Source organism: Thermoplasmata archaeon (genome assembly GCA_038729465.1).
In the GTDB taxonomy this organism is placed as follows: Archaea; Thermoplasmatota; Thermoplasmata; order Thermoplasmatales; family ARK-15; genus JAVRLB01.
On the sequence record JAVYRZ010000032.1, the window covers coordinates 1 to 11,002 of the forward strand.

Consider the following 11,002-nt stretch of genomic DNA (forward strand, 5'->3'; position numbering starts at 1 on the left):
CTGAGCAAGGAAGAGCAAAAGAGAATTTTGGAAGAAGAGCTTAAAGAGCTGGAAGAAGAGAAAAAAGCAATAGAAAAGAGATTGAAAGATATTGAGTGACATCAAATGCCAAGACCGAGAAGATTCAGACAAGTAAATAGATTGCCTGATACAGACTATTTCGTCCCGGCAAATATGAGAAACTCCAGCATGAACGAGATAGTAATATCGGTGGAAGAATATGAAGCTATAAGGCTTAAAGATCTGATGCAGATGGATCAGACAGAAGCAGCAGCGTTGATGGGAATATCCCAGGCAACGTTTCATAGATTGCTATCGGAAGCAAGAAAAAAGGTTGCGGAGGCAATAGTGAACGGAAAGGCAATTCGAATATATGGTGGAACTTATAAAATGAAAAATAATCCTTAACTGCCAGCAAAAATTTTTTTCAATCTTTCCATTTTTTTGTCAAACATCTCTTTTTTTGCAATATCGTGCCTCATATATATGTTTCCACTTACGAATTTAGCAGCAGATTCAACTATGTTTTCCGCACGAAATATATTATTATCAACGCCCACCAACGCTAGAGACCTTGAGCTGGTGGTGTAAACAGTTTTATCTTTCTCATTTACTGCTGCATAATACAATAACGCACCTGACGTTTGAATTGCTTGATAATCGATATGTATAGGCTCACCGATGGCAGGTTTTGTTCCATACCCTTTTGGGACTATGTATTTTACAACCGTTGCCTTATTTTCAAATTCTACGGGTAATCGATCGAGCGTGCCATCAATTATGGCTTTTAATATCTTTACCATATCTGTCTTTAATATTGAAAGAACATTGATAGACTCTGGATCTGCAAATCTCGCGTTTACCTCTATAACCTTAGGACCATCCTTTGTGATCATAAACTGGCCATACAGTATACCTTTAAATTCAGCATGCTCTGTTTTTAATGCTTTTGCAATGCTGGACATTATACTCTTTGCCTTCTCATAATCTGTAATACTGATAAACGGAAGCAAATGATCTGGCATAGAATAAGAGCCCATACCGCCAGTGTTCGGACCTTCATCATTCTCGAAAGCTCTTTTGAAGTCTTGCACAATGGGCATAAATGCAAGATGTGTACCGTCACAAAACGCTTGCAATGAAAACTCTTCACCCTCTACCAGCTCTTCAAGTAAAATGTTTGAAGTGCCTCCGATCCGATTCAAAAAAATCTCTTTTGCATAATCTATTGCCTCAGTTACGGTGTTAAAATCCTCACCCATCACTTTAACACCCTTTCCGCCAGTAAGACCTTCAGGCTTGATCACAAACTTTTTTTTGTAATTTTTTAAGAACTCTACTAATGGTTCAACGGCTTCAAAGACCTTAAAATCTATGTTTCCCTCAATATTATATTTTTTCAATAAATTTCGCATGAATATCTTTGAGGTTTCTATTCTTGCAGCGCTCGCTGTAGGTGATGCACACTTTATTCCTGCAGCTTCTAGACGGTCAACAATTCCCGCTTCTAATACGGGATCTGGTCCTATTATCGCTATGTCTATTTTCTTTCTAACAGCCCAGTTGCTAATCTGTTCTGTGTCTTTCTCATCTATTAAAATAAAATCAGTGCTCAGGCTTGCAATTCCAGGATTCTTATTTTTCATGGCAGTGTATAGATTGCAAGAACTGCGCTTTAGAGCACTGGCAATAGCATGCTCTCTTCCACCGCCTCCAACAAGCAATACGTTCATTTGACCACCATGTTTAATTTTTTAGAAAGATATTCTTTGATCTCATCCTTGCTTTTTGCATCTATGCCAAAGTAAGATCCAAAATATTTGGTAGTATTGATATCAAATGTCTTTCCACTCCTCTTTAAATAAATCAGATTTTTTGATTTTAGAGTCTCAATATGTTCATACACTTTTTCTCCAATCATCTCTCTCAGTTTACTCTGTTTAATGGGCTGGTAATATGATATTACGGCCAGAGTCTTAAGCACATCCTCGTCCAGCTCTGGTCTCCCAACTTTATATCCAAACTCCAGATAATCGGATTTGAGCTGCATTACATAGCTGTTTTTCACTTTTGTTATCTCTATTGCAGATTCTCTCTTTTCGTACTCTTTGATCAAGTTTTTGAGCTCTTTTCTGGCAATTTTGATATCTAGCCCAGATAGTTGAACAAGATCTGACAACTTTAAAGGATTCTCAGATGCAAACAATAACGCTTCTATAACCTGTTTTGTGTTCATATGAATACAAATATAAAAAAATATAATTTAAACCTTTTGCTATTTAGTGCGATTAGAAAACAAAACATATACTGCAAACGAAACGATGAATGAAACAAAATAACTGATATCAATACCTCCAAGACTCACCGAGATTGGACCTTCAAAATATGGTGCTTGATCCATAAAGGGTATGCTTATTGCCAGCCCCACCAAAAACGATGCAAACGCCTTTGCTGATAACCCTTTTTTAACAAAGAAAAAATCAGCAATTAATACTCCGGCCCAGGGCATGATCCAGTAATCTATAATGTACAGAAATGTTTCATAGTAGCTGAAAAATCTGTTGTACGCGATAAGCGCTAAAATTATGCCGACTATGCCGGCTATGATTAACAGATATACCCTATTGCTTTTTTTCAAAATTGAGTTTAATGAAAGTGCGTTAGAATAAATGTTTATAGAGTTGGTGCCTATGCCCCCAAGAACCAGGGCGATAATCATCAGCACTCCAAGCTGCTTGGACAATCCGTATGCAGCATTCATCGAATTAAAATTTCCGGTTTTTATGGCAATGTATAGCCCCAACATTTCGAGCCAGATGGTAGAAATAAAAGATCCAAAAAAAGTGAATATAAATACTTTCTTTCTTTCATTTGTATATGGTAGATATCTTGAATAGTCCGATGCGTAAGGAGCCCAAGATCCAATATAGGAAAAAGAGGTGGCTATAACTATGCCAAACACGGCTATGCTGAATACCGGAGAATAATTATACACACGAGAGCTCAACAGAATCTGAACGGTGATATACAGAAACATAGCGCCTAAAAACGCGCTGAATAATCTCTCGATTTTATGAATGTAATCATGCCCGTAAATTGCTATTATGATCTGCACTGCCGCGTAAAGCGGCAATATTAATATATACAAAGTTGGCAGAAGTATCACTATTGCAACAGTCCCTAAAATCAGGTTTACAACAAACCAGCCCAGAGTATTAACCCATTGAAGCAGAGATTGTACAAAATTATATTTTTTAAAAGTCTGCTCTGAGATCAGCATCTGTGTCTTTCCTGTTTTTGGGCCCATAATGCTGAAAACAGACAGTAAAATACCACCAAGAGCAGTGCCTATGATCAGTCCTGCCAGAGACCAGTCGAATGGTAAGTTTAAATACGCAGGCAAAAACCCTAATGCAAAATCTCCAAGGGTCAAATTTGCTGCAAACCAGAGCGTAAATAAGCTAAAATTCGTACCGTGTCGATTCTCTGCTTTTATCTCTTCGATCCCTGCATCCTTGGGCATAGTACGAACATGTGTTCGTAATATATAATAGTTGTGCTTGCATTTAGATGCTCTGATATGACACAAAAAAGACATTATAGAGAAGCTATGTAATAAAATCATCACGTTCTCGAATAACTACTTAGTTTGCACGCTTGGCAATGATGTTGCTTGTACTAGCATTTAAAAAATGCTACTTTTATAGGTTCAGTCGCTTATCTTGCATATGAAATCACTATATTTTTTCTCTGGCACTTTAATGCCAAAGTTGGCAATAGCATCTCTGATATCTTTTTCAGATATTAATGTATCAAAATTATAGCTTTTCAGGCTCTTTAATATTATTTTTATGTTAATTTTCAGCTTTTGTTGCATTAGCTTAGCAGCTTCAGCCCATCTTTTTCCATCTTTCAATAGCAGGCTGTTTTCTTTGAATTTATTCAAAAATAGTTTTATATGCTCATCAATCGAGTCTCTCAACACCAAGGCTCCACAGCAAATCTTGTTAGATTCAAGGATTTTCTTGTTTTTACCTTTGAGCATTGAATAATAAGGTTCCCATATTGCCAGTGCATTGATCTTGTTATTTTTAAAATTTGAGATCATTTCTTCCGGACTGTCAAAATACTTTATTTTTTCGACATGATAGCCAGAATAGATTCTAGACTTGAGATCCATTGTGGAGAACATCGTGGATCCTATATCTCCACTCTGTTTATGGTAAACGATGCCAGAGCCGCCTCTTGCACATGCTGATGTTATTACCAAATGCTCATCCACAATATGCAACATAAATCCTGAAACTATCGGTGCAAAGGCAATGTCAATCTTTCCAGTTTCTAGGGCGGTCAATTCTTCCAGGCCATTATTGTACAATAAAAGCTCTATATGCAGATCAGTAAGGTCATGTGCAGTAAGATACACTGCTGCATATTCTGATGCTTTTAACACACCCACTCTTATGATTTTAGATCTGTTAATGCTCACTATAACAGTTCTCTCGCTCACTTTCTTCCTACTGATTAAACCATCTTTCTCCAGATCCTTTAGCAGTTCGGATAGATATGATCTGGAAATTTTAAGAGCCTGCCACAGCTCCCGCTGTGTCGATTCATTTTTAGCTAGAATATCCATTATTTCATCTTTTTTGCTCATCTTAATTTAAAATAATAGTTCATTAATACTTAAACCTTGTTTGAAATCTGGATAATAATTTTTAAATATCCTTGCAGTGATTACGGGCTATGGATAATGATTATAATATTAGCAATACAGATGTGACAGTGGTTACAAGCAACTATGTCCCAGGGTACAAAATAAACAGAATAATAGGACTTACATGGGGTCTGATAGTAAGAAGCAGAGGAGTCGGTGGAAATCTCTCTGCAAGCTTAAAAAGCATTGTTGGCGGAGAAATAAACGCCTATACCAAACTGTTGAATGAGTCTAGAATGCAGGCTGTGCAAAGGCTTATAGAGCATGCAAAGTCGCTGGGAGCGAATGGAGTGATTGATACTAGATTTGATTCTTCAGAAATTGGCGGCGTTATGAACGAAGTGCTTGCATATGGAACTGCAGTGGTCATAGAGCCTGAAAGCAAAGCATCGCAACCTGTGAGTCTCAGATAAATATGAAAACTTTAATTTTGCACGGTGGCGCGGGAAATAGTTACGAGAACAGTAAGATCTTAGAAGAGTTCGGTAAAATTGCAATAAAAAAGGATAGTTCGTTGGATGCGGTCGTGGAAGCTGTAAGGCTGATGGAAGACGACATACATTTTAATGCTGGCACCGGGTCGAACATGAGAATTGACGGTTCTATACAGATGGATGCGTCTGTAGCAACCGAAAAACTGCTCGGATCTGTGATAAACATTGAAAAAGTAAAGAACCCAGTATTAGTAGCACGAGATGTGGCACTTTACGCACCCCATTACATTCTCAGTGGAGATGGAGCCATAGACTTTGCCCGGAAGATGGGTCACGAAGTTTATGATCCAAAAACCGAGAAGGCTGAAAAGAGATTGAAAGAGACACTGGATAAATTGAAGATGGGAAAAACGGAAGATTATAAGAACATAGACTATTTCAAGAAGATCATAGATACTGTAGGTGCAGTGGCAAGATTTGACACTGAATTTGCAGGTGCGGTATCTACAGGAGGTACTTCGTTAATGTTAAGAGGAAGGGTCGGTGATGTACCTATCTATGGCGCAGGCATCTATGTTGGTGCAAAAGGAGCAATTGTAAACACTGGAGTAGGTGAGGAAATTGTAAAAAGAGTTCTGGCACATAACATATATATACAGATTGGCACGCGGCCGCTCAAAGAAATATGTAAAAACGAAATTTCTAAGTTTGGCGCCGTTCCTGTAGGAATAATTGCAGTTTCTGAATCTGAAGAATGTGCAGTATCAAATCAACAAATGCCATACTCTATCACCAAGATCTGAGCTGTGACATTATCACTATTTTTTCATACTGGCAAATAGTATAATCACAGTTATTTTTTATAAAGTTTTAGTGGTAAAACTTTTATATATAAAGGTATTTCTGGCTGTATGCAATATAAATGGACAGTATTGACAAATACAACGCTTGGCGGGCTGATGTCATCGATAAACATGACTATTTTGATGATCTCCCTGCCTACTATATTCAGAGGACTTAACATCAATCCTACAGCTCCAGGAGAATTTACAGTGCTTTTGTGGGTATTGATGGGATACAGCATAGTTTTGGCAACGTTATTGATTACATTTGGTAGGTTGTCAGATATGTATGGGCGTACAAGACTATACACTCTTGGTTTTATTATATTTACTATAGGTGCAGTATTATTATCTCTGATACCGAGTGGAACAGGCAATGCCGGAGCGTATGCACTCATTGGATTAAGGATGGTCCAGGCAGTCGGCGGTGGGTTCTTGATGGTAAACAGCACAGCACTTATAACCGATGCGTTTTCATATGAAGAGAGAGGTAAAGCGCTCGGTATAAACCAGATCTCTTTTATTGCGGGATCATTGATAGGATTGGTTATGGGAGGATTACTAGCATCTTATGACTGGCACCTGGTTTTTATAGTTAATATTCCATTTGCGGTTGCCGGTACAATTTGGTCAATATTCAAACTGAAAGAAACGTCAGTGAGAAGAAAAAGCTCAATGGATCTTACTGGAAACATTCTGATTGGCGTGGGCTTGATACTGATAGCTCTTGGATTCACGTACAGCTTGGTTCCGTATGGGAATTCTTCTATGGGATGGGGCAGTCCATGGGTTATTACTTCATTAGTCATTGGAATAATATTAGTGTTACTTTTCATATTTGTTGAGCGAATTGTTAAATCTCCACTGTTTCATCTAGAATTATTCAAGATTCGAGCATTTGCATTCGGTAACTTAAGCAGTTTTCTATCTTCATTAGGTAGAGGTGCTGTAATGTTTCTTGTAATAATTTGGCTGCAGGGCATATACTTGCCACTGCATGGGTACTCTTATGCACAAACTCCGTTCTGGGCTGGGGTGTACATGATGCCCATGATGGTAGGTTTTATAATATTAGGCCCGATTGGAGGCATATTAACTGATAAATATGGAGCGAGAATATTTGCAACTACAGGTATGGTAATCATTGCAATATCTCTGTTTTTGCTTACCTTATTACCCTATAATTTTAATGTATGGACCTTTGAAGGTATACTTCTGTTGAACGGAATAGGTAGTGGCTTGTTTGCCTCTCCAAATACAACAGCAATAATGAACTCTCTGCCTAACGACATGAGAGGCGTGGGAAGCGGAATGAGGGCAACATTGAACAACATAGCGCAAACCATTAGCATGGCATTATTTTTCTCTATCGCAATAACAATATTTTCTCAAGATCTGCCAGGTGCATTATACACTACTGGATTAAATGCAGGATTACCACCTTTATTGGCAAATGCTTTAAAGAGCATTCCTCCGTCTGGAGCACTTTTTGCAGCATTTTTGGGCATAAACCCGCTGGCTGGGATGCCATTAACCGGGCTGCCTGCTAGCGTTATTAAAACCTTGACATCTACTACTTTTTTCCCGTCAGCCATAGGACCTACATTTATGATAGGGCTTAAGGACGCACTATACATAGCCGCAATACTGACCTTAATAGGTGCAGTATTCTCAGGGCTCAGGGGCGGTAAATACGTTCATGAAATCCATGAAAAACAGCAATTAAAAGCATCTCCAGCAGATCCTGTTGATGAGAAAGATGATAAAAATGAATGAATTTGATACGTTAATAGAAAAATTTACGCTGGTAAACAAACTCAGAATCAGAATAATAAAAGAGATAGAATCATATATGGGCGACATTAATTTTACAGATTACATATTGTTGAAGAAGATAATACCTGCACAAAGAGACTTGTCAATGACCGAAGTCTCAGAGTTAACTGGCTTTTCAAATACGCTAATAACGTTCACTGTCGACAATCTCGAGAAAAAAGGATATGTTTTCAGGCAGAAAGGTGGAGATCGTAGAACATATTACATAAAAGTTACTGATAAAGGTTTTGCAACCTATAAAAAACTAGATAATACAGTAACAGAGGTACTGAACAAAATATTTGAAAAAATAGAGCCTGAAGACCTTGAAAAATTAAAAAAGTTGTTGTCTGAACTTAATGGCATAATAGACAAATATGCAGAAATGAAAATCATTTAAGATGGCATTGGATCTTGGAAGGCATTAATACATTAGCTGAAAACTGGCTCAGCAAAAATATTTTTGTATCTTATCGGTGATTCTAGGAGATCCAATGGAAATCACCATTTTTTCAGAGTTAATCGCCGTGACAGTTGCAAAGTTGATGTAAATACCATAGCTTTCATCTTCTTTAAGGCCCAGATAATGAGCTACAAGAACTCGAATAGGAAAGCCATGAGATATTAGAATTACATTGCCAGAATAACTGTTCATGACATCAATCATTCTATTTTCTATCTCGCTCCATGACTCTAACACATTTGTTTCATACGTAAACTTTGGCACATCTGAAATATTTTTTTCATTAAATTTACCCATCCTTATCTCTCTGAGTCTTTCATCTATCGTAAAATTCATAGAAAGTTTCTCTGCAATTATTGCTGCAGTTTCTCTTGCGCGAAGTATCGGGCTTGAAACAATAGCATCAATTTTAAGAGTCTTAAGTTCATCCGCTATCTTTTGTGCTTGCAGAATACCTCTTTCAGTCAGAGGATACTTATCAAAAAGGTCTGAAACGACGTTCATGGCATTGGTGAGGCTTTCTCCATGTCTCACAAGAATCACATTGTTAATCATTATTAACTGAAATATAGTTTCACTTATAATATTTTTTGTTATAATTTGCAAGCGAGAAAATCAGAACTTTATCCCTACGGAATAAAGCAGTTGAAACGATTTGATCTTAAATATTGCTTTTTCAAGTATCTGTCATTTTTTTTGCAAGATTTTATTAAAAAGTTATCTTTTACTCTTTCACCAGATCTTCATCCGTAACACTATAACGGTTCCTTTTATGGCATTGTGGGCATTTGATAGAAAATGAATGTGGGCCATAACGAAAAACTAGCCCCGGTATGTTTGGGTCTGAAAGTGAGCTAAACTCATTATAGTTAAAATCAAACTCATTGCCACAGTTAGGACATTTCAAATGATATTTTTTGCTCATGTTATTTCACATCCTTACTCCTTAGAGTATCAAAAAAGGATATATTATTTATATTTAAAATATTCTATTTTTGAATGCAATATTTTCATAGATGCAGTTGAAGAAACATACAAAGATATTTATATCAGTAAAAAATAATTAAAATAACATGAAAAAATCAGATTCTTTAGGTGATATAGAAGTACCGGATGATGTTTTATATGGAGCGCAAACTCAGAGGGCAGTAAACAATTTCAAGATCAGCGATCTGAAAGTGGATAAGGATCTTTTAGAATCTTATTTGATTTTAAAGAAAGCGGCAGCAATGACAAATTATACACTTTCTTTTTTATCGGAAGAAAAGTATTTGGGAATAACCAAAGCAATAGACTATATTTTACAGAATTTCAATTATCGTGATTTTCCGGTGGATATTTATCAGGCAGGAGCGGGTACTTCTACAAACATGAACATTAACGAAGTGATCTCTAATATTGCACAAAAAATTTACAGAATAGAGGTACATCCAAATGATGACGTGAATAAGTCCCAGTCTACTAACGATACTTATCCCACAGCATTAAGGATAGCAATAGTCAAAAAATATAAAACACTGGAACTGAATATGGATAAGTTGATAGACTCCTTCCAAAACCTTGAAAAAAAATATGCAAATACGTTCAAAGTAGGGAGAACTCATCTAGAAGATGCTGCGCCACTTACATTCAGTCAGGAGTTTTCCGGCTATAAAAATATTCTGAAAACAGATCTAGAACGCATTAAGAATGTCATGACTGCCATAAAGAGATTGAACATAGGAGGGACGGCAGTAGGAAATGAAATAAATGCGCCGGCTAATTATAAAAAGCTGGTAGTCCAAAACATTAACAGTTTATTAGGCTCTGATTTTCAGAATGCAGAGAACTTATTCGAAGTCATGCAGTCCATGTCTGACTTTTCTCAGTATTCAAAAATGTTGAGCGTGCTAGCAGAAGATTTAATCAAGATTTCCAATGACCTGAGACTATTAAACTCAGGACCATTGGCAGGCATTAATGAAATAATATTGCCGCCAGTACAGCCTGGATCATCCATAATGCCCGGCAAAATAAATCCATCAATCGCAGAGGCAATGAACATGATCTGCTATAAAGTGTTAGGCAATGATCATACAGTAAGCATTGCTAACCAGGCCGGGCAGCTAGAGCTCAATGTAATGATGCCCATCATTTCTTATTCGATTCTTGACTCAATGAATATAATTACTAACGGTATAAAAATGTTTAACGAAAAGCTGGTGTCAGATCTTATCGTGAATGAGAAAAGAGTTGCAGAGTTACTAAACAAAAGCAATGTGACTGCAATATTGTTTGCACCTTACTTGGGCTACGAAACAGTCGCAAAACTCGTGAAGGAAGCAGACCAAAACAGCGATAAAATAGAGAACCTCATCGTGAAGAAAAAATTGTTAAAAAAAGAGCAAGTGACCGAGATAATAAAAAAATATAAAAGCTAGCTTTTTTTATTTATAGTATGCGAGTTTAACCGTGTTTACAAAGTCTTCAGCGTTTGCGCCTACCAGCTCCACACTTTTAAAAAAATCATAGATTTTTTTTTCTGCATCAGAAATAGTGACATTTTTTAAAGAATTTTCAAGCACATCTATTGATTCTTCAGGATGTATGAAAAAGTCTCCGAAAATGCTGATGCTTATTATAATGTCATCTTCTTTTACCAACCTGACTTTTATCAGTTTGCCACCTTTTACCTTATATGAAGCTGAACATTCCATAATTCAAGCATATTGAAAACACTATTTTAATTTTG

The 11,002-nt window shown here is 36.8% G+C and carries 13 protein-coding genes; 6 read left to right on the forward strand and 7 right to left on the reverse strand.

All coding sequences use genetic code 11. The features are described from left to right. Nucleotides 1-105 precede the first annotated feature (105 nt). On the forward strand, nucleotides 106-408 hold the full coding sequence (locus QXQ25_06550; GenBank protein ID MEM0161362.1) for a DUF134 domain-containing protein: 303 nt from the start codon (nucleotides 106-108) through the stop codon (nucleotides 406-408). On the opposite strand, the gene purD is transcribed toward QXQ25_06550, so the two are convergent. The 4 genes from purD to QXQ25_06570 all read right to left on the reverse strand — a co-directional run bounded on the left by purD (nucleotide 405) and on the right by QXQ25_06570 (nucleotide 4,657). After that, on the reverse strand, nucleotides 405-1,733 hold the full coding sequence (gene purD, locus QXQ25_06555) for a phosphoribosylamine--glycine ligase (protein ID MEM0161363.1): 1,329 nt from the start codon (nucleotides 1,731-1,733) through the stop codon (nucleotides 405-407). The two genes, QXQ25_06550 and purD, sit on opposite strands and share 4 nt — an antisense overlap. Next, nucleotides 1,730-2,236, reverse strand: coding sequence for an SMC-Scp complex subunit ScpB (locus tag QXQ25_06560; GenBank protein MEM0161364.1), 507 nt, complete (start codon nucleotides 2,234-2,236; stop codon nucleotides 1,730-1,732). Before QXQ25_06560 ends, purD begins: the two co-directional genes overlap by 4 nt. Before the next feature lie 39 nt (nucleotides 2,237-2,275). Beyond that, nucleotides 2,276-3,523 (reverse strand): cytosine permease, encoded by a 1,248-nt coding sequence (locus tag QXQ25_06565; protein MEM0161365.1) that lies wholly within the window; start codon nucleotides 3,521-3,523, stop codon nucleotides 2,276-2,278. 186 nt (nucleotides 3,524-3,709) lie between these two features. Then, nucleotides 3,710-4,657 (reverse strand): ArsR family transcriptional regulator, encoded by a 948-nt coding sequence (locus QXQ25_06570; GenBank protein ID MEM0161366.1) that lies wholly within the window; start codon nucleotides 4,655-4,657, stop codon nucleotides 3,710-3,712. Between the two features lie 89 nt (nucleotides 4,658-4,746). On the opposite strand from QXQ25_06570, the gene QXQ25_06575 reads away from it, so the two are divergent. The 4 genes from QXQ25_06575 (at nucleotide 4,747) to QXQ25_06590 (ending at nucleotide 8,208) form a co-directional block, all read left to right on the forward strand. Next, nucleotides 4,747-5,130, forward strand: coding sequence for a heavy metal-binding domain-containing protein (locus QXQ25_06575; GenBank protein MEM0161367.1), 384 nt, complete (start codon nucleotides 4,747-4,749; stop codon nucleotides 5,128-5,130). 2 nt (nucleotides 5,131-5,132) lie between these two features. Next, on the forward strand, nucleotides 5,133-5,954 hold the full coding sequence (locus QXQ25_06580; protein ID MEM0161368.1) for an isoaspartyl peptidase/L-asparaginase: 822 nt from the start codon (nucleotides 5,133-5,135) through the stop codon (nucleotides 5,952-5,954). Nucleotides 5,955-6,062: 108 nt separating this feature from the next. Beyond that, a complete protein-coding gene (locus QXQ25_06585) occupies nucleotides 6,063-7,769 on the forward strand; it encodes an MFS transporter (GenBank protein MEM0161369.1) in 1,707 nt (568 codons plus the stop codon). Next, entirely contained in the window at nucleotides 7,762-8,208 is a 447-nt protein-coding gene (locus QXQ25_06590) for a hypothetical protein (GenBank protein MEM0161370.1), read from the forward strand. The genes QXQ25_06585 and QXQ25_06590 overlap by 8 nt, the downstream gene beginning before the upstream one ends. A 48-nt stretch (nucleotides 8,209-8,256) precedes the next feature. On the opposite strand, the gene QXQ25_06595 is transcribed toward QXQ25_06590, so the two are convergent. Beyond that, a complete protein-coding gene (locus QXQ25_06595) occupies nucleotides 8,257-8,826 on the reverse strand; it encodes a histidine phosphatase family protein (GenBank protein MEM0161371.1) in 570 nt (189 codons plus the stop codon). 169 nt (nucleotides 8,827-8,995) lie between these two features. After that, the gene (locus QXQ25_06600) at nucleotides 8,996-9,196 is read right to left on the reverse strand and encodes a hypothetical protein (protein MEM0161372.1); all 201 of its coding nucleotides are present in this window, start codon (nucleotides 9,194-9,196) and stop codon (nucleotides 8,996-8,998) included. A 148-nt stretch (nucleotides 9,197-9,344) separates the two neighbouring features. On the opposite strand from QXQ25_06600, the gene QXQ25_06605 reads away from it, so the two are divergent. Next, the gene (locus QXQ25_06605) at nucleotides 9,345-10,691 is read left to right on the forward strand and encodes an aspartate ammonia-lyase (protein MEM0161373.1); all 1,347 of its coding nucleotides are present in this window, start codon (nucleotides 9,345-9,347) and stop codon (nucleotides 10,689-10,691) included. A gap of 6 nt (nucleotides 10,692-10,697) precedes the next feature. On the opposite strand, the gene QXQ25_06610 is transcribed toward QXQ25_06605, so the two are convergent. Beyond that, on the reverse strand, nucleotides 10,698-10,967 hold the full coding sequence (locus tag QXQ25_06610; GenBank protein MEM0161374.1) for a lipoate protein ligase C-terminal domain-containing protein: 270 nt from the start codon (nucleotides 10,965-10,967) through the stop codon (nucleotides 10,698-10,700). Between the last annotated feature and the right edge of the window lie 35 nt (nucleotides 10,968-11,002).

Bases quoted from the DNA above. Each gene is read 5' to 3' on its own strand.
- QXQ25_06550 (MEM0161362.1), top strand. From the start codon at position 106: ATGCCAAGACCGAGAAGATTCAGACAAGTAAATAGATTGCCTGATACA.
- purD (MEM0161363.1), bottom strand. From the start codon at position 1,733: ATGAACGTATTGCTTGTTGGAGGCGGTGGAAGAGAGCATGCTATTGCC.
- QXQ25_06560 (MEM0161364.1), bottom strand. From the start codon at position 2,236: ATGAACACAAAACAGGTTATAGAAGCGTTATTGTTTGCATCTGAGAAT.
- QXQ25_06565 (MEM0161365.1), bottom strand. From the start codon at position 3,523: ATGCCCAAGGATGCAGGGATCGAAGAGATAAAAGCAGAGAATCGACAC.
- QXQ25_06570 (MEM0161366.1), bottom strand. From the start codon at position 4,657: ATGAGCAAAAAAGATGAAATAATGGATATTCTAGCTAAAAATGAATCG.
- QXQ25_06575 (MEM0161367.1), top strand. From the start codon at position 4,747: ATGGATAATGATTATAATATTAGCAATACAGATGTGACAGTGGTTACA.
- QXQ25_06580 (MEM0161368.1), top strand. From the start codon at position 5,133: ATGAAAACTTTAATTTTGCACGGTGGCGCGGGAAATAGTTACGAGAAC.
- QXQ25_06585 (MEM0161369.1), top strand. From the start codon at position 6,063: ATGCAATATAAATGGACAGTATTGACAAATACAACGCTTGGCGGGCTG.
- QXQ25_06590 (MEM0161370.1), top strand. From the start codon at position 7,762: ATGAATGAATTTGATACGTTAATAGAAAAATTTACGCTGGTAAACAAA.
- QXQ25_06595 (MEM0161371.1), bottom strand. From the start codon at position 8,826: ATGATTAACAATGTGATTCTTGTGAGACATGGAGAAAGCCTCACCAAT.
- QXQ25_06600 (MEM0161372.1), bottom strand. From the start codon at position 9,196: ATGAGCAAAAAATATCATTTGAAATGTCCTAACTGTGGCAATGAGTTT.
- QXQ25_06605 (MEM0161373.1), top strand. From the start codon at position 9,345: ATGAAAAAATCAGATTCTTTAGGTGATATAGAAGTACCGGATGATGTT.
- QXQ25_06610 (MEM0161374.1), bottom strand. From the start codon at position 10,967: ATGGAATGTTCAGCTTCATATAAGGTAAAAGGTGGCAAACTGATAAAA.